Origin of the sequence: Streptomyces umbrinus (assembly GCF_030817415.1) — a bacterium.
In the GTDB taxonomy this organism is placed as follows: Bacteria; Actinomycetota; Actinomycetes; order Streptomycetales; family Streptomycetaceae; genus Streptomyces; species Streptomyces umbrinus_A.
In genome coordinates this window covers 10,360,847-10,378,640 of record NZ_JAUSZI010000002.1, presented here as the reverse complement: position 1 = coordinate 10,378,640, position 17,794 = coordinate 10,360,847, and the positions used below count along the sequence as shown (strand labels likewise).

The following is a 17,794-nucleotide window of genomic DNA, read 5'->3' as shown; positions in this document are numbered from 1 at the left end:
CCTTACGGACGAGTCCCCCGGAGTCGATCATCAGACCATGCCGCCACCCCACCGTCATTGCCGTCGTCTCAGCGGTTCATCCGTTCCTCACCACCGTTCATCGCGTGCCGGAAGGCCTCGCAGTGCCGGAGGGCCTCGACCAGATTCGATGCAGTCGCTGTCGTCCGAGTCGGGCAGCGGATCGCCCTGGTCCAGCAGTCCCGTCAGCGCGAGATCCACGCGGAGCGGCCCACGGCCGCGGACGGCGTCGAGCGCGATCCCGGCAAGGGTCTCCGCGGCGACGGAACGACGGATATCCCGCCGGAGCCCGACGCAGGCCGGGAGACGCTGGGCGTCGCCGCACTGCCGTGGAGGTGAGGGGGAGGGATTCACATGCCGTCCCTGAACGCTGCGAGCGAGACCCGAACGCGAGTCCCGGTTTCCACCGCCCCGCCCATCATAGGGCGGGGAGCGTCCGGGGGCCTGTCGTGGGAACCGCCCCTCCTGGGCCCTCGCCGACGACCGGCCAAGATCCGGGCCATACACGGACCAGCTGCCTGTGACTTGACCGAATGGCCGCCGTTTCCACAGGTCAGCGGCCTTGCGAGGCGCGTACTACCAGCACACGAAGAACGTTCTTGTTTCATACAGCCCGAAGAAACTTGGGTTCTTCTAGAGCTACAAGTCGGTTGTCTGGAGGGAGCTTTTCCCTCCAGACAACCCAGATCCTCAGCCACTGTACGCAGTCACTCCAAGACGCTCCGGCGCGAACCGTTGCAAATCCACGCAGTCCTCGGACCAGCCACGGACCAGTTGGAGCTCCACCATGTTCCGCGCTCTACGCCGCGTCTGCGCCCCCAGGCGTACCCCCGAGATGAAGCGACCGAGCCAACTCCTCCCGCCCATGCATGATCGGCCGATCCCCTGGCCAGTATGCGCAACCGGGCGATCTGCACCGGCCCGTCACCCGACTTGGCCCGAGCGCGGGCCCGACCGCCCAGCACCGCCCCGGGTCGCGTTCTGGGCATCGAGCGGGTCCGTCTTGCCGCGCCGGCGACGAGCAGTACGGTCGAGCCGGTTCTCGTCGAACCGTCCCCCTGGACCCAATACATTGCGAGACAGCGACGCCCCGAAGGAGCCCGTCCCCCTCCACCCTGGCCCGCCCCACCGCACCCAACTTCCTGGCCCAATCCAGCAGATCGCGGTACCCAGCCGCGGCGGCTGGGAACTCGCCAGTGGCGAGCCCCGCCCCCACGGAGGAGAGCACCACAGCCACATGCTCATCCCGGTGCGTGTCCACTCCGAGAACCGCCTCCCCCACGGGCTGGCGACGGCACGTACGCGGGACAAGCGACGTACCAGACACGCTCGTTGGGTACATTCTCGTTCGCCTCGGAAGCATGGCTTGCTAGCCTCGTTCTCGGTTCGGTGTCCCGCCCACATCGAGCCTGGTTGGCCAGGAGCCCCACCCTTCTGCGGTGGCCGCCGCGGACCACAAGGGCGGGACTCCTAGTATCGGTTGTTCGTAGGTCCCCGTCGGCGCCCGGGCCCTGCGGCCTGCGCCAACCGGCCAACATCATCAGCTTCTCGGCCCGAGCCATCACGATGCAGACCATCTGCTGCAGCGTCAGCCAGGCGTACTTGGTGAAAGGTCAGGACGCGGTCGCGCCAGAAGGTCAGGCGGAGGAAGTTCTCCCCGCTCACCGAGGTCGGTGTCACGGTTGGCAGCACCGCGTCAGTACGCTGCTCCTCGCATCGCACGGCGTCGTGGCGGAGCGTGTCTAAGGGGGCGATACCGATGATGGATCTTGACGGTCGGCGGCAGCCGTTCCGATTTCTCCCACAGGCACCGTCGGCACGGGGTGAATGTGTAGGTGGCGACCGACCCGGCCGGGCGGCTGCTGTGGTTCTCGCGCCCCCACTGCCCGGCCGCGCGCACAACCTCACCGTGGCACGCGCCCACCGGATCATCCGGATTTGTGAGCGCCAGGGCATCCCGGTCCTCGCCGACCGTGCCCATATGAGAGTCGGCCCATGGGTGACGACGGCCCTCAGACGCCCGCCGGGTCGTGACCTCACACCACCCAACAGACCGTCAACCACGCGCTGTCCGCAGCCCGGGCACCGGTCGAGCGTGGCATCGCACGACTGAAGTCCTGGCGGATCTTCCGCTCGCCCGTAGTGCAGCCCGAATCGAATGACGTCAATCGCCACCGCCGGCCTCACCCTGGAGCGGCAACGCTGAGAGAGCTCAGTGCCCCAGACTCTGCGAGCAGCCCTTCCGATGGGCTGCCCGGTCTGCATCGGGCGGCCGAGCCGGCTCGCCCCGGCTGCATGTGCGGGGCCCAGTCGGCTGTGCGACGCTAGGAGGTGGTGGGGGCACAGGCAGGTGATCGGGCTGTGGACGCTGTCCGCCGACCGGAGCCGACCCGGGCCACCACCCTCGGTAGTCAGAACGATCCGGGAGCGAGCCATGTTCGCCACAGTGGACGATTTCGACCTTGACATCCGGCTGGAGCCGACGCCCGCGCCAGCGCCGGAGAATGGCGACAAGAACAGCCCCAAGAACACCGAGCCGGGAAGCACATGCCAGTTCTCGTGCTCCGTGACATGCGGTGGAACCTGTGACTGCCCCACCAATCCGGTGCGCTGCAGCAATCCCCAGGTGCTGACTCGCAACTGCGACTCCACCTCGGTGTGCTGAACGGCACCGGCCGTGACCGCCGTCACCACCCCGCCGTACGAGCGCGGGAGACTCATCACGCGCTACTCGCTCACGACTTCGCCACTGTATCCGGAGGTCCACAACTACCTCGCGCCGCTGAACCTCCCGGCGTCGTCGGCGGCCGACGAGCAGGAGCCCGACCACGTCTTCGGCCGCATGCTGGTCGCGGTGCGCCGGGAGTGCCACCGGTACGAGGCGGTCGCTGAGGCACTGCGCCGCGTAGCCGCCTTCACGGAGGACAGCTTGAGCGAGGAGTACGTCACGGCCTTCTTCCGGATCCGCTCTACGGCGGACGACCTGGTGTCGACCTACGTGTCCACGGTGTACGCCCGCGCGCTGATCCATCTGGGGCGTGAGCCTGACACTGAGACGTTTCCCCAGTACATCCGGGGGTTGCTGGCCCAACCGGTACCGGCGTTGGCCCGATTGAGAGCAGTTCTGGACGCCTGTCCGGAGGATTTCGTCGGGCATATGGTTGCCGAGGCGGTGGCGCGGCGAGGCGAAAACCCGTTCTTTCGTGAACGGCTCGACCACGCCCAAGTGTTGTTCGAGCAGTACAGCGGCCCCGCAGCGTCCTGGCAGGAGCCCGATGCGCAGTCGCTGTCAGAGATCGGCACTGGCCGTCTCGACCACCCCGCCGCGCTGCCTGCCCATATGGCCTTGGTGATGACTCTCTATGAGTAGCCAGTCCTCGGCTCATCGGTCCGCGTCACCGATGGGTGTTTCACCCACAGTCGCCTCGCCCGCCGAGCTCGTCGACGCGGCGGTGCGGATCGCTGGCCGTCTCACCTCAACGGTGCGGGTGGCTGAGACGATTCGCAGCACAGCCGCAGCTGACGGCGGCGTCCCGCCGTGGTTCTGGCAGGCTCACGGCACAGCAACCGGCTTCGGTGGGCTGGCGATGCTCTTTGGCTGCCTTGACCGGGCGCTGCCCGGCAAGGGTTGGGACAGGGTGGCCCACGAGCACCTGACAGCCGCGGTCGATTCGGCACAACGGGTCGGCGTGCTACCCATCGGACTGTCCGATGGTGTGACCGGACTCGCCTTCACTGCTCTGCTTCTGAACCGCGACGGCCTTCGCTACCGCAGGCTGAGGCGTTCACTCGATCAGAATCTCGCCGACAAGCTGGTCGGGTTCCTGGAGGAGCGGCGCTCGCGGGGCGAGCTCTTCTCGCCTGACGTCGACGTGATCAGCGGCGCGGCGGGCATCGCCTCATACCTGGTAAGCAGACCCGAGACCGACACCCTGTCGGCCCTCGGGGCCGAACTGCTGGGCTGGCTGGCCAACTGTGTGACTGAGGAGCGGCTACCGCTGAGACCGGCCAGCCGCGCCGTCGATTGCGGGCTCGCTCACGGGCTGCCCGGAGTGGTTGCCGCGCTGGCTGTGTCGCATATGCGGGGGGCCGCGACGACCAGATCGGCGGCGGCGCTGCGCAGCGGCACCGACTGGCTGTGGGCGCACCGGGTCACCGACCGGTGGGGGCCGAACTGGCCGGTGGACGACGCCCATCCGTCATCCGGGCCGGCGCACGCCGCCTGGTGCTACGGGGCACCCGGCGTGGCGCGGTCGCTGCTGCTTGCGGGGCGAGCTCTCCGGGATACCGCGCTGCAACAGGCCGCCCTGCGGGCGAGTACGGCCGTGGGCCAGCGGCCCGAGAAGGAACGTCGGCTGATGTCGCCGGGTTTCTGCCACGGTACCGCCGGCCTCGCCCACATCCTCCATCGCACGGGCATGGAGAGCGGCCGGGCCGATCTCGTCGCCGAGGCGCACAAGATCTTCGCTGAGCTGGTCGCGGGCTTCGACGCCGACAGCCACTTCGGCTGCCGCAACCCGCACGTCGGCGCACCCACGGACAACTCTCCAGGCCTGTTGGACGGCGCCGCCGGTGTCGCGATCGTGCTGCTGTCGGCGGCCGGTCGCCCCACCCCGCGCTGGGACCGGCTCTTCCTGATCCGATGACCGGCCGCAGCCACCGCCCCTGGCCGTACCGGCCCATGGACTGGTTTACGGTGCGGACGCCCCTGATCCCGGTCGAACCGGCCAGCGGGTTGTCCATGACCGCTCCGTCCATGGCCGATCCCCGGGTGAGCCTCGCGCTGTGGATCGGTAGCCCCGACCTCTGGGACTCCATCCACGGACCGAACCGAGTCGGTGCGGTCCCCGGCTCGCCCCGCCCAGCCCCGGACAGCACGGTGAAGGCCCGGCATTACCTCGACCGCATGTCCAACCGGCCAACGCCGTACGGCCTGTTCGCCGGCGTGGCGCTGGGCTCGTGGGCGTCCCGGACCGATCTCCGTGTGCGGCAGATGCCGGGACGGACCTTCACCCGCCTCGACATGGGCTGGCTGCTCGCCCTCGTGGAGCAGCTCGAAGCCGACATCGTCGTGCGGCGTCAACTCGGTTTCGTATGCCACAGCGCCGTGCTGGTGTCGGCGGGGCGGCTGTACTTGCTGGACCCACCGGCCACAGCATCGCCGGCAGGCGAACCGACGCGAGAGGCGTGGCCGACCGGCTGCCTGTCGCTGCGGGCGACCACGCCGGTGCTGGCACTGCTCGAAGCGGCGCGGAACACCGTGCCGTACGAGCGGCTGCTGGAGGCAGTCGACACCGCCGCGCCGGGAAGTCCGATCGACCGAGTCGAGGTGTTGATCGAGCGGCTGAGACGTGCCGGCGTCCTGCAGAGCGATCTGCGGCCCGCGTTGACGGTACCCGACCCCGGACGGTACCTGGCCCAGCGGCTCGCAGATGTTACGGACGCGGCCAGCCGGCCGCAGTGGCTGCGATGGCTGACCGAGGAGGTGAGCCGCTGCGACACGCTCGATGCGGTTGGCGGCCTCGCGCTGCGCCGTTCCCTGACAGGCGCCGCCCGGAGAGTGCTGCCTGGCGTCTCCCCGGTGCTCCAGACCGACGCCACGGTTGAACTCGCCGGCACCGGGCTGCACCGCTCGGTCGCGCGCGCCGCCATGCAGGCGGTGGACCTGCTCCTGAGGACATCGACTCTGCCCGCACGCCCCGCGGACCTCGTCGCGTACCAGCGTGCGTTCGAGGAGCGCTACGGCTGGCAACGGTCAGTACCACTGCTGGAGTTGATCAATCCACACGTGGGGCTCGGATTCCCGGAAGACCGTGGCGAGACGCCTGCCGGAGCCGTCGTCGGCACAGGAGCGCCGCAGCGCGACGACGTGCTGGTGCAGTTGGCTGCGCGGGCGCTCGCACTGGGCATCCAGACCGTCGAGCTCGACGACCGGATGCTGGCCCACCTCGAGCACGACGTGGACCCGCGCGACCTGCCCCCGACGCTCGAACTGATGGCGACCGTGGAGGCAACCGACGTCGCGTCCATTGACGCCGGGGACTTCGCCTTGGTTGTCTCACCGGCCGTTGGCTCGTCGGCGGCTGGGCGTACGCTCGGACGCTTTCTCTTCCTGCTCGGCGAGCAGGCACATCACAAGCTGCAGGCAGAGCCGCACACCGACTCCGCCTCGCACCGCGGCGGCATCGACGTGGATCTCGTCTACCAGCCGCTACAGGCCCGCGCGGCCAACGTCGCCATCTGCCCGGCGCGGCAAGGACACATCATCAGGATAGGTGTCGGAGCACACCCTCAGGACCCACCAGCCATTCCGCTCGACGAGATCACCCTCTGCCTCGAGGAAGGCGGCCTGGTGGCGCGCTGGGGATCCCGCGGGCCCCGGCTGCGGCTGCACACGCCGCACATGGTCAACTGGGACGGCGCACCGAGACTGGCCAGGTTTCTACTGCGAATCGGCCAACCACCCGTCCTCCAGTCCTTCGACTGGGGAGCCGCACATCGGCTGCCGTTCCTGCCCCGACTCACACGCGGAGCCGTCGTTCTCTCTTCGGCGCGCTGGCGGCTCGGCCCCACGCTCCTCCCGGCGGAAGGGCGGGCCCAATTTCCCGCAGCTTTGCGCGAGTTCCGCACCGCGTGGCGGATGCCCGGTGTCGTGCGGCTGGTCGAGTACGACAATCACGTCACCGTCGACCTGGACCGGGCGGAGGATGTCGAGGAGATCCGCCGCAAACTGCGCCGGTCGGGGACGGTCGTTCTGCAGCAGTACCGTCCACCGCAGGACCAGGCCTGGCTGCCCGGACCGGACGGACGCCGGGTGGCTGAGATCGTCGTCCCCTTCGTACGGAACGTGCAACCGGGCCGCGCCGAACATGCGGTCGACGCGGAGCACCGGGATCGGACGCCGGCATTGCACGGACGGGCCGCGACGGCGGCCGACCGGGTTGTGCGGTGGGCCTGTCCCGGCTCGCAGTGGATCTACGTCAAGGTCTACGCGCCGAGCGTCACCCACGACGACCTGATCACTGGCACGATTCACCACCTCGCCGGCCGATTGCTGCGGTCCGGAACCGTCCTTGCCTGGCACTTCCTCCGCTACCGCGACCCCGATTCGCACCTGAGGCTCAGGTTCAAGCTCACAGACTGCTGCCACTGGCCCGCGGCCGCCGCCGAGCTCTCCCACGGCCTCCAGGCAGACATGGCCGAGGGGCTTATCAGCCGTTTCGCCTTCGACACTTACGACCGTGAGATCGAGCGTTTCGGCGGGCCGGATGGAATCGACTTCGCCGAATGCGTCTTCTGTGCCGACAGCACATCTGTGCTGGGGCTCCTCCGAAGCATCGGACGGCGCAGGATTGCCCTCAACGGAGCGGTCCTGGCCGTCGTCACCATCGACCGCCTCCTTGCCGACCTCGGCTTGGCACCCGAGGACCGGCAGTCACTGGCCGAGTCCATGGACCGGGGCAGCGACCACACCGCCGGCACGGCTTTCCGCGCGTCAAAGGCCGAGCTGCGCGACCTGCTCGGCGCGCGGGGACTGCCACCGCCCGTCGAGTCCATCCTCGCGACACGAGGTTCGGCGATCGCCTCCGCACTCAGGGCTCAGCCTCACGGAGCGGACTGGTTCAGGTACGCCGATCGGGCCACCGACATCGCCGCTGCCTTCACCCACCTGCACTGCAACCGCCTCTTCGGGATCGACCGCGCGCAGGAGCAGTTGGTCTACGGGTTGCTCGCCCGCACCCGGCGGAGCATCTCTCGTTGGTCGACACCCGTGTCCCCGAAGGAGTCGGGCTGACCGGGCCAGAGCCGATGCCCGTACAGTCCCGCCCCGGGGGAATACCTTCGCTCCAAACAGGTCCTTCCTCTTGATGTCCACGCTGATCACCAGCTGTCCGGCGTCCCGGTACCTGTGTGCCTGCTCGTTGAGACACCGGAACTGGGCGTCGCGCTCCGGGCGCTTGCTGCCCTCGATCGTCTTGGCGTTGGCCTGCAGGCTGAAGCCTTCCTCCCTAAGCAGGCCGACGACGGTGTCGGCACTGACGCGGTGCCCGGCCCGGGCACCCCACCCCGCAGGGAGCTCGGTGTGAGTAGCGGAGGTATGAGAGCTAGATCAGCAAGCCCTTCGACCCGTCGACTGGTAGTCCAGCCGCGCGGCGCCGCATTTGGCCAGGTCTGATGCCCTTGTACCATGCGCCTGGAACCCGCCTGACAACACTGACGCCCGGCTACACAAGCTGGGGTGGCGCGTTGTCTTCCCTGGTGGCTGCTGTACCACCCGATGGGCCAGGACATGACGGACCACGACACGCGCCCAGGGGCCGATCAGCTGAACCGGCTGCTGGAGAGGCACGAGACCACCGGGGAGTAGCAAGCCTCCGCAGACAGGTCACGGGGAAGCAAGCTCTGTGCCGATTGGTCCAGCTACCTGTGAGTGGGCGAGATAGCGTTCGATCGAATGCGGCTCGTCACCGTTCTCCACTTTCACGTCCTCGAGCGGAGGGCCCCATTTTTTCCGCAATGGATGCCCAAGGGCGACGATGTCGTTCACGTCGTAGGTACTGAGCCATTCCACTCCAGGGTTCTCTTCATAGGTCGGGTCGCCGAGGTTTTTGCGAACGGCGTCGATGCCCAGCGGTGAGCCGGCCGTCACCCACAGTCTGGTACGGGCGCGCAGGTCAGCGTCGCCGAGCAGATCACGTGCCACCACAGTCCCCAAGCTGTGCGAGACCAGGACGACAGGCCCGTCAGAGGGGATCTGCTCCCTCACCAGAGAAAGGACCCGAGTCCTGGCCCGTGTCAGATAGACAGCCACATCACGCAGATGCGCGGCGATAAATTCCTGGTCGAACGGGGTGCGGCGGGCGAGCCAGTCAAGCGCATCTCGAGCGACTTTCCAGGACAAAACGTCTGAGAGACCTTCCAGCCCATCGTCATCGCTCCCAGGAACCCAGCCTGCTCCTGCGGCCATGTCCAGCAGCATCTTCCGTTCCACAACGCCGATGTCCGACCCCAGGTAGGGGTGCAGCGGACCGGGCCTGTCGGGGTCCGAGGGCAGCGTTTCCAGGTCGATGTCCGCGTGGCTCTGGGCCAGTTCGTCAGTAATTCTGCGCAACAAGTTGCCGAAGTACGGGAAGACCACGGGGGCGTCCATGGGCGGCAAGCCGGCTTTCACAAGCCCTGCTGCCAGCCCTGCCTGCCACTTGCGCTGGAGCTCAAGGGGCTTCTTCCACTCCTGCTTGCGACCGTGGATCAAAACCAACGTTGCACTCATACGCTTGCACCCGCCTCGATCGCTGCGTCGATCAGGCCCCGCATCGGAGCATCGAGCGGGGCCTCCCTCAACCGCTTGACAATTCTGCTCACCCTGGCGCCTTCATTTCCCATGTAGGCGGCTGCGTCGGGGCCCATGTCGCGTGTCCAGCGCTCCCCGCTCCGGGCGAGCGGCGCACCCGATGCGTCAAGCAGTTTGATACCTCTGCGATGGAGCGCGACCATCTCCCACTGATCGTTGAAGACGGGCGCTCCTGACGAGCCTTTCCGGGTGTCGCTTGTATATCGCAGCCAGAGCTCGTCCTGGGCCACCATCCGGTTTTCCCGGATACTGACGCGCTTCCTGTCACCGCCGGGATGATGGATCACGTTCAGCGGCTCGCAGTTGATTGCTTTCCCGGTCTGCTCGATGAGCGGCACCCAACCGTACGCATCTCCCGGCGCCTTTCCGTGCAGGTCGGCGACAGCCACTACGGTGAAATCCAGTTCTTCGTCGGTGAACCAGCACACTTCCGGGGCAAGCGCGTAGGTCACGTACTCGCATTCACGGCCGGCCTCATCGATCTCGAAGCCGAACTGTACAGCCGCTTCCGAAGCATCGACTTCGCCAGGTACCACATGGTTGTTCGTCAGCAGCAGCCTCGGAGAGACGAGTACTCCGGTAGCGAGTGGGACGGGCGGATCCCGACGCAACGCCACGTTGACGACACGACCGACCGATCTGGCAGCGGTAGAACCGCGGCTCAAGAAGTTCGTCCGGACGGAGTCGTCGTCCCCGACGAGCGCCTCCAGGTCGAGTCCCTGTTCGGATAGCCGCCGCTGACGCCGGTCGATCTCGTCCGGGGCGTTGGCGAGAGTCAGGTTGCGCTCGCGTAGCGCTGCCGCTGTATTGGTGACCTGGTCGACACTGGCCGCCCAACGAGCGGCGATGTCAGCGGAGACGGCATTCCCTTCATCTGACATTTAAGAACCTTTTCATAGCTCGATGGCACGAACTCGATCGAACCCCAGGATGACACGACAAGAGTCACGGCAGAGTGCGACAAACGCTTCCCGAGGCGGATTCCCCGTCGAGCAAACGGGTCGGGACCGCCTCTGACGATCCCCACACAGGAAGGCTGGCGAACACGCCGAATGAGATGACCTGTCAGTTCCGTTCCGGGCCGTTGTCGGAGACGAAGCGAAATGGCGGGTCGAACGGGCCCATCACCAAGAGTTGGACGGCCGGGGCCGCGATGTCGACCAGTCGCTGATGCGAGGCGGCCGGGCTCTTCTCGTGGGGGTGTGGGAAGTCAGCACGGTCGACGGATTCCATCCGAACCGTGTTCTCGCTCGCCTGTTTGATCCGGCCCCGGAATTCATTCAACCAGTCTTCCCGGGGGCCGTTCCTCTCGAAGACCTTCAGCATGGCGATCTCGACCGTGCGCGCGGAGAAGTCGGACAGGTCGGGCGGTCTCAGACGGGCCAGATCAGTGGCTGCCTTGAGGTAGACCGCCTCGTCGTCGGGGGTGAGCATCGGGCAAGTCCCTCCACCGAATGCCGAAGGGACGGCGGCCCTCTGTATCGGCCGCCGTCCCTTGCACCGATCGCTCAGGCGATGGCGCGGATGACGTACGGCAGCGCGGTACCGACCACGTCCAGGGCATCGTCCCAGAAGCTCTTCTTCTCCCTGTCACTCATGCCGGCCGGGAGCTCGACGTCGATCTTGCCGACGCTGGGACGCTCATTGGGCTTGAAGTCCTTGGTGATCGCGTCGATGACAATCGGCGCCGCGATACCGATCAGCGTCTCCACGATCCCGAAGAACTTCGGGTCGCCCATCCGTGTCTGCGGGACCGCCCGCGCGATCTCACGGTGCACCTCCTGCGGGTCGGCAGCCTTGGTGTGACCCTTCGCGGGACCGCCGCTCTTGGTGAGCTCGTCGAGGACGGCTGGTACGACGACCCGTGCGAGCCGGGCCGCGGAGTCCCAGAAGCCCTTGTCGAGGAGATTGTCCGCGTCTGCCACGGACGGTTGCACGGCGAAACTCTTGCCGTTGGCCGGGATCGCGGCCGCCATGGCGGGGGCGAGAACGGCGGCGACCGTCTGGGTGTCCAGCCGGTAGGTCAGGTCGGACGTGAGGTCAGTCCAGGCCGACTTTCCCTTACCTGCCGCCTTGACGCCGGCAAGGATCTCTTCGGTGGCCGCGCCGACCGACTTCTCAAGCTCTGCTGTGCTCATTCCTTTTACCTCCGGTGTGTAACTTTTCGTTGAGGCTCCTTCGCCCTTTCCAGGAGCGGAAGGTTTGTGTCCACCGCCTGCGTATGCCACCTCTTTGAGCATCTCCTCGACCTGTCGGATCATCTCCTTGCTCTTTGTCTGCTGCCTGGAGATAAACGTTTCGGTGAGGAGGTGCGGTTGATCCGAGGGAGCGAAGGCGCAAGGCGTCTGGCTCATATTGAGGTCTTCGATGCGCGCCACGGTTCGGTCGCGCAGGGCGGAGACGGAAATTGACGGGTCCAACTCCGTGGTCAGGGCGTAGGTGAACGCCGAGAGCCAGTTGGTCGCGGCGCTGCCGGCCGCCGCCGTCTGGTCCGCCTGACAGGCCGTGAGGAGCACCGCGTTCAGTTCGTTGGCCCCTGTGATGGCGCCCTTGGCCATGGGCGCCTTGTTGGGGACGTGCGCCATGTTCAGGGTCAGGGACGCCTCGTTGCGCAGAGTGGTGCGGCCGAAGGGCTTCAGTGCGCGCGCGAGAGACACGGACTTGGCCCGTTCCAGGAGTTTCTCCCGAGGTGGCATAAACACCTTGGTGCGCACGCTCTCCGGCAGTCCCTTGCGGAAGAGTGCCTTTTCCATTCCGCCGGAGTGGCAGGAGTCGAGGACCACGGTGAGGACGCCTTGGGGAAGAAGGGCGGTGCGGTCGGCGAGCTCCGTGTCCTCCATGAACTCGTCGTACGCGCAGAGCACCTCCGTCATGACGTCACCCTTTAGGTAGCGATAGCCGTGGGAGGACTGGAAGAAGACCAGCCGGTCCCCCTCCTGAGCCCCGTCCACCAGCCAGTCAAGACCGTCCCGAGTAGCCGCCAGGGTTGCGTCCGCGTTGTGCAGCACGCGGATCCCGGAGCTGTCGAAGTCGAGCTGGCCGAGCAGGTCGGTGAAGGCCACGGTGTCGGCGACGCAGCTGTTGAGGTTGTTCAGCGGATCCGGATACTCATCGATGCCTATGAGCAACGCGCGATCTGTCATCGCCCATCCCTTTCTGTGTTTCTTCTGAATGCCGTGCCTGCCGCACAGAATCGATTCTTCGACGTGCAGTGCAACCAAATCGGAGCAATGCGCCGTTCAGTAGAAGGAAGGGTCCAATGTGTCGGCTTGCTTTCATGGTTTACCCCTGTCGTGGAGCGGGCAAGTCGGTGTCGATTGGTACTGCTGACTTAAAGCGAGCCATTCATCAATATGACCGGAAGGTGCTCCGATGCCACGGCCGGGGCAGTTGAGGGCAGCGGCCAGTGACGGATTGTCCGACCGCATTGCCCTCGCACTGCTGATGCGTACATTTCCGCCTGAGGCGGTAGATCGCGTGATCGCAGAATGCGGTAGGACCGAGCGGCGCAACCGGCTTCTGCCCGCCCGCACGGTGGTGTACTTCATCCTCGCCATGTGCCTGTTCGCCCAGCACAGTTACGAGCAGGTGGCCAGAATGCTGGCTGAGGCGACGACCTGGGTGACCCGGCAGGATGGATGCCCTCCTCCGGTGCCCACGTCAGCTGCTATCTCCCGGGCTCGAGTGCGTTTGGGGCCAGAGCCGCTGGCCGCGTTGTTTGCGCAAGCTACGCGGGCACGGCGTGCCGAACGGGAGAGGTGTGCCCGGTACTTGTGGTGGCGGGTGATAGCGGTCGACGCGACAGCGGTGGGCGTTCCGGACACGCCAGAAAACCGGGCCCGTTACAGCTACCCGTCGATCACTGAGGCGGAATCTACAGCCCTGCCGCAGGCGCATCTGACGGCATTGGCGGAATGCGGCAGTCACGCCATCACCCGGGCCGCGCTGGGGAAGCCGTCTGCCGAGACGGGGCACGTACTCACCCACGATCTGCTGGCAACCCTTACACGCGGAGATCTGCTGCTTGCCGACTGCGGATTGGCCGCCCTGGAACTGCTTCCCACAATCCGTGCCGCTGGAGCGGACGTGCTGTGGCGGGCCGGTCCCTGGCCCGTACTGCCGGAGCACACCGTTCTGCCGGACGGCTCCTACCTCTGCGACTTGCGCTGCGGGCCCGCGTTGCCGCGTACCGAGGTCAGGGTGATCGATGACCCTCCGCACCGCCTGATCACGACCCTTGTGGACCACGAAGCACACCCGACGCCCGTCTTGAAAGCCCTGTACCGCCAGCGGTGGGGGATCAGGGCCTCTCTGGAAGCCGTCGGTATGTTGCGGCGGGACACCCCGCCGGTCCTGCGGTCACGCTGGCCGGGCGGTGTTGAGCAGGAGTTGTGGGGGCACCTGCTCGTCCACCACACCATCCGTTCGCTCCTGCATCCTGCTTAAGTAAGCGCTGAACGCTGTCATCATGGATATCTTCGGCAAGCACCCGTTGCTTCGTGAAGTTGATGGGCGGTGACCTGCTTCGACCGGGGCAAGACCTTGCGGGGCCGTAAGGGGCGAAGTCGAGGATCGGCTCGGCGACGGTGCCACCGGCAAGGCGGATCTCGGTGCGCAGCCGTTCGGCGCGTTCTTCGATGCTCTGGGTGGTGTCGGCGTCGCGGATGAGGGCGGCGATGTTAAACGGGCCGCCGGCGGTCGTCGAAGACGGGCTGGCGTATTCCCCGGCGGCCCGGTCCTGGACGTGCCCGCCAAGTCAATCCCGGCGCTGGTGGACTGAGCACTGCGCGAGGCGAAGCCCGGCCAACCGAGGCTGCCCGAGCCGGGCAAGGGCGCCGGCCCGCTGCTCGTGCTCACCGAGGCAGCGCTGCAGCGCTTCGGCCTCGCCACCACCCTCGCGGAGGAGGAGCCACCGGTTCGGAGCGGGCCTGCGTGCGGCTGTGCAATCCGTCGTGGCACGCGCTGGACGCCCAGCACTGGGGCGAGGCCCGGCTAGCTAACGCCGACAGGCCTCGCACGGGTGCTGGGTGTGCACGCGTCCGGCTCGACCGCCGAGACCGGCCTGGAGCTGATGACCGCCCGGCACCCGGCGACCCGGGCCTCCGAGCCGGACGCCGACGGCAAGCTGCACACCGAGCACAACCACGGCTCGCTGGGCAAGGACCCGGTCGACTGCGCGCCGTGCGAGACCCCCAACGGGCACGGATGCGCACATGCATGTCCAGCGGCGAGGGGCGATTTCCAGATCGACGGCCATGACGTAGGACCAGCCGCGGTCCTCCAACGCGAGCCGGAAGCCGACACTGCGTCCGTAGTCGGCATCGGCCACGAGCACCGGCACCGCCAGTCTCTGCCCCAGTGCCAGCCGTGTCTTCGACACGTGTCCGACGTCGTCCGGCACTCTGACCGCATGGCGCCGTCTGTCGTCCGCCGCCCATTCCTGGGGCCGGAGGGGGACGGATGGGAACCGCCAATCGGTCAGGACCGGAGCGGCAACCGCAGGCACAGATCGTCCGGCTCTGGCGGGCGGTGAAGTACTTCAACCCGCCGAAGGTCAATCCGGCGGATCCGGGCGAGAGCATCTTCTCTGTGCAGCAACTTGGCCCACTGCCCTGGGAAGCCAGTTCCACGATCAGTGAGGCTCAGCCCCGTCCGCACTTCGTGTGGCAGCGCGCACCGTGTGAGCCGGGATCTTCGCCGTCGACGAAGTGCGCGACGCGTTGCGGGACGCCTTCCGCGTGCCGGAGTCCGAGTAGGAGGTCTGACCGGCAGCTCCACGCATGACGTCGCATCCACGGGGCGGGCGCGCTGCCGTACGACACTGCCACGAACAGGATCCGGACCAGTCCCGGACCAACTCGGCTTCACATCAGGAGAATCCACGCATTAGTGCAGTACAGAAGGCCATTAGGCCCAATGCCGTTGCGTTATGGGTCTGTGGGTTGGGGTCGTTTGATGAGGATGGCTTGGGTGCCGGTGCGGGTGGGCTGGGGCCAGTGGCGGTGTTCAGCCCGTTTGAGCCAGTAGTTGGACATCTTTCGTTTGACGACGCGGGGCTGGCTGCGCAGGCGTCTGGCGGGGAGGAGTCTTTCCAGCAGGTCTTCCTGGAGTAATCGCAAGGCCTGGACCAGGAGGTCAGGGGGAAAAGCTGCCGGGCGTGACGGTCACACTGCGGCGGGCGGAGCGCAGGGTCTCGGTGAAGGAGATGCGGTCGGGGTCGAGTTGGCGGGTAGCCGCGGTTCTGAGCATCAGTTCCCGCAGTGCATGGTGGACCAGGAGATGGGCCCAGATCTGTTGCAGGACACCGTCGGGTGTCTTGCTGCTGAGGACCACCTTCGCGCCGCGCTGGTGGGTTTTGATCTCGGCGAAGACGGATTCGATCTCCCAGCGTTCGCGGTAGAGGGCGGCCAGTTGCCGGGCCGGATAGCGGCGGGCGTCCAGGAGAGTGGTGATCAGGCGGTAGTCCTGGGCCGTGTCTTTGAGCTGGTAGGCCAGGACACGCACGGTGACCGGGTTGCGGTGGGAGGCGTCGGTGCCGGCATGGATGCGTGAGATCCAGGACCCGTCGCGCAGTGGCCTGTCGATGGGCAGGACACGGTTGGCGGGCACCCGCCACAGCAGGTCGGCGCCGGTGGCGGTGAAGGCCTGCCACAGCGGGACGCCGAGGAACTCGCGGTCGGCCAGCACGAGTTGGCCTGGCCCGCAGGAGCGGGGCAGGCGGCCCACCAGGGTCACTTCCCCGGTGCGGCAGCCGGCGAGTTCGGCGTCCAGCACTGCATGGCTGCCCACCTCCACCAAGGCGGCCATCCGCACCTGCACAAAGGCGCTCCGGCCGGTCCCACGACCGTTGCCGGGACGGCCGAAGGCCGCTTGATTGGCCTCACTGTCGGCGACATCCCAGCAGGTCCCGTCCACCGCCAGAACCCGCAGGCCCCGCCAGAACGCCCCCGGAGTCGCCTCGGTGGCCATCGGCTTCGCGGTCGTGGCGAACAGCACCCGCAGCGGCTCGGATCCCAGCCGCTGCCGGGCCCGAAACAGTGACGACTTCGCCGGAACATGCCAGTCACCCAGCAGTCCCAGACCGCGAAGCCCCGCGACCAGGTGCCGCATCACTTCTAGATACGGGGCGGGAGAGAACAGCGCCAGCCCCAGCACGAAGTACACCACCAGCCGGGCGGGCAGCAGCCGCTTACGCCGCTCGGACCGGCCACACGCTGCCACCACCCGATCCACCAACCCCGGCGGATACACCCAGGTCAACAGCCCCAGACCCGATAAGTCAGACACCCTCGCGGCCACCCGCACCACCCCCGGGACCCACTCCCAACCAGCCTACGCCCAAGGCAAAAGCAACGGCATTGCCATTAGGCCGTGTACCACCAAGAGACGAAGAACCTCCTCGTGTCGTATTCGGCGAAGAAGCTGGGCTTCTTCTAGGCACAGGAAAAGGGCGCCTGACCAGGACAAGTGCCTGTAAGGCGCCCTTCGCCGCGCAGAGCCGAGCAGCGAGCCGAATCACGCCCTTGCTCCGGTTTGCCCCACCCGCATCCCAGTGCCGACCAGCCGTTCCGGGCCATTCGTGGGCCATTCGCGAGCCGATCGACGGCACATCACGGCCCTTGCGGCGGACCGCTCAGCGGGCTTCCCCGGCCGGCACATCGGTGGTGTCGGTCGAGCGGCGGAACAGCAGCCGGGCCGAGAACGCCAGCAGCCTCCAGTACTTGGCCAGGGATGGCGAGAAGAAGGCCACCGGGACCGAGGTCGCGAAGACCAGGATCAGCAGGACGCTGCGGCGGACCGCCTCTTTGAGTACCACGGGAGAGGTGTCCGTCGCCGTCAGCGCGGGCTTTGCGAGCAGGCGGAGGTACATCGAGCACAGCAGGGTGCCGGCCACGGCGATCGACGCCCCGTAGAAGGCGGTGGCCGTGGTCGTCTCGCCATACTCGCTGAGCAGCCGGGTCGGGAAGGGCAGCGCTGCAACGAGCGCCAGGAGCCCGAAGTAGAAGTGGAGCAGCCAGCGGTCGAGCGACCCGATCAGCCGGAACAGGGCGTGCTGGGCCAGCCACATGATGCCGATGACGGCGAAGCTGAGCAGATAGGCACCGATGGCCGGGAGCACCTCCCGGACGGCGTGGACGACTTCGGAGTCGGGCAGGCCCTCCGGAATGGTGATCTCGAGGGCGAGCAGTGTCATCGCGATCGAGAACACGGCGTCGCCGAGCAGCAGTAGCCGTTCGGGGCCTACGGAGACTTCGCGGCGGAGATGGCCGAAAGAGCGGTTGTTCACGTCTGCGCCACCACAGGAATCGTTGACGAGCAGAGCCGGCAGTCGAGCCGGGAATGCAAGAAGGCAAGAAGTTCCACATGGCACTGTGCGACCGGGGTGACTCAGGTGGGCTGTTCCATGCGCACACAGGGTCACAG

Annotated in this window: 13 protein-coding genes and 4 pseudogenes; 9 read left to right on the top strand and 8 right to left on the bottom strand. The window is 67.1% G+C overall.

The features are described 5' to 3' along the window. Nucleotides 1-57: 57 nt before the first annotated feature. The 6 genes and pseudogenes from QF035_RS46000 to QF035_RS45975 all read left to right on the top strand — a co-directional run bounded on the left by QF035_RS46000 (nucleotide 58) and on the right by QF035_RS45975 (nucleotide 7,813). Complete coding sequence (locus tag QF035_RS46000; protein ID WP_307527925.1) at nucleotides 58-357, top strand: hypothetical protein; 300 nt, start codon at nucleotides 58-60, stop codon at nucleotides 355-357. A 1,436-nt stretch (nucleotides 358-1,793) separates the two neighbouring features. After that, nucleotides 1,794-2,224 (top strand): annotated as a pseudogene (locus tag QF035_RS45995) (transposase family protein); the annotation flags it as partial. A gap of 228 nt (nucleotides 2,225-2,452) precedes the next feature. After that, a complete protein-coding gene (locus QF035_RS45990; RefSeq protein WP_307527923.1) occupies nucleotides 2,453-2,683 on the top strand; it encodes an FDLD family class I lanthipeptide in 231 nt (76 codons plus the stop codon). A 12-nt stretch (nucleotides 2,684-2,695) separates the two neighbouring features. Further along, complete coding sequence (locus QF035_RS45985; protein WP_307527921.1) at nucleotides 2,696-3,388, top strand: hypothetical protein; 693 nt, start codon at nucleotides 2,696-2,698, stop codon at nucleotides 3,386-3,388. Nucleotides 3,389-3,419: 31 nt separating this feature from the next. Continuing rightward, the gene (locus QF035_RS45980; RefSeq protein ID WP_307527920.1) at nucleotides 3,420-4,664 is read left to right on the top strand and encodes a lanthionine synthetase C family protein; all 1,245 of its coding nucleotides are present in this window, start codon (nucleotides 3,420-3,422) and stop codon (nucleotides 4,662-4,664) included. Beyond that, nucleotides 4,661-7,813: a lantibiotic dehydratase gene (locus tag QF035_RS45975; protein WP_307527917.1), complete on the top strand. Its 3,153-nt coding sequence runs from the start codon at nucleotides 4,661-4,663 to the stop codon at nucleotides 7,811-7,813. The genes QF035_RS45980 and QF035_RS45975 overlap by 4 nt, the downstream gene beginning before the upstream one ends. Nucleotides 7,814-7,822: 9 nt before the next feature. Here QF035_RS45975 and QF035_RS45970 read toward each other — a convergent pair. Then, nucleotides 7,823-8,077, bottom strand: a pseudogene (locus QF035_RS45970) (ISAzo13-like element transposase-related protein); the annotation flags it as partial. Between the two features lie 180 nt (nucleotides 8,078-8,257). On the opposite strand from QF035_RS45970, the gene QF035_RS45965 reads away from it, so the two are divergent. After that, entirely contained in the window at nucleotides 8,258-8,386 is a 129-nt protein-coding gene (locus QF035_RS45965; RefSeq protein WP_307527915.1) for a hypothetical protein, read from the top strand. Nucleotides 8,387-8,404: 18 nt separating this feature from the next. Here the strand turns inward: QF035_RS45965 and QF035_RS45960 are convergent, their stop codons facing one another. The 4 genes from QF035_RS45960 to QF035_RS45945 all read right to left on the bottom strand — a co-directional run bounded on the left by QF035_RS45960 (nucleotide 8,405) and on the right by QF035_RS45945 (nucleotide 12,513). Further along, nucleotides 8,405-9,289: a PGAP1-like alpha/beta domain-containing protein gene (locus QF035_RS45960; protein WP_307527913.1), complete on the bottom strand. Its 885-nt coding sequence runs from the start codon at nucleotides 9,287-9,289 to the stop codon at nucleotides 8,405-8,407. Further along, a complete protein-coding gene (locus QF035_RS45955) occupies nucleotides 9,286-10,251 on the bottom strand; it encodes a trypsin-like serine peptidase (protein WP_307527911.1) in 966 nt (321 codons plus the stop codon). Before QF035_RS45955 ends, QF035_RS45960 begins: the two co-directional genes overlap by 4 nt. A 184-nt stretch (nucleotides 10,252-10,435) precedes the next feature. After that, on the bottom strand, nucleotides 10,436-10,804 hold the full coding sequence (locus QF035_RS45950; RefSeq protein ID WP_307527909.1) for a hypothetical protein: 369 nt from the start codon (nucleotides 10,802-10,804) through the stop codon (nucleotides 10,436-10,438). Between the two features lie 74 nt (nucleotides 10,805-10,878). Next, nucleotides 10,879-12,513: a caspase family protein gene (locus QF035_RS45945; RefSeq protein ID WP_307527907.1), complete on the bottom strand. Its 1,635-nt coding sequence runs from the start codon at nucleotides 12,511-12,513 to the stop codon at nucleotides 10,879-10,881. A gap of 271 nt (nucleotides 12,514-12,784) precedes the next feature. On the opposite strand from QF035_RS45945, the gene QF035_RS45940 reads away from it, so the two are divergent. Both QF035_RS45940 and QF035_RS45935 read left to right on the top strand, forming a co-directional pair. Continuing rightward, a complete protein-coding gene (locus QF035_RS45940) occupies nucleotides 12,785-13,816 on the top strand; it encodes a transposase domain-containing protein (protein WP_307527906.1) in 1,032 nt (343 codons plus the stop codon). A gap of 236 nt (nucleotides 13,817-14,052) precedes the next feature. Further along, nucleotides 14,053-14,573: pseudogene (locus QF035_RS45935) on the top strand (telomere-associated protein Tap); the annotation flags it as partial. Between the two features lie 102 nt (nucleotides 14,574-14,675). On the opposite strand, the pseudogene QF035_RS55975 reads toward QF035_RS45935, so the two are convergent. The 3 genes and pseudogenes from QF035_RS55975 to QF035_RS45920 all read right to left on the bottom strand — a co-directional run. Beyond that, nucleotides 14,676-14,771 (bottom strand): annotated as a pseudogene (locus QF035_RS55975) (hypothetical protein); the annotation flags it as partial. A 734-nt stretch (nucleotides 14,772-15,505) separates the two neighbouring features. Continuing rightward, nucleotides 15,506-16,657 carry an IS4 family transposase gene (locus QF035_RS45925; protein WP_307518108.1) on the bottom strand — a complete coding sequence of 384 codons (1,152 nt, stop codon included), beginning with the start codon at nucleotides 16,655-16,657 and terminating at the stop codon, nucleotides 15,506-15,508. Nucleotides 16,658-17,003: 346 nt separating this feature from the next. After that, on the bottom strand, nucleotides 17,004-17,657 hold the full coding sequence (locus QF035_RS45920; protein ID WP_307527903.1) for a TMEM175 family protein: 654 nt from the start codon (nucleotides 17,655-17,657) through the stop codon (nucleotides 17,004-17,006). Nucleotides 17,658-17,794: the final 137 nt, after the last annotated feature.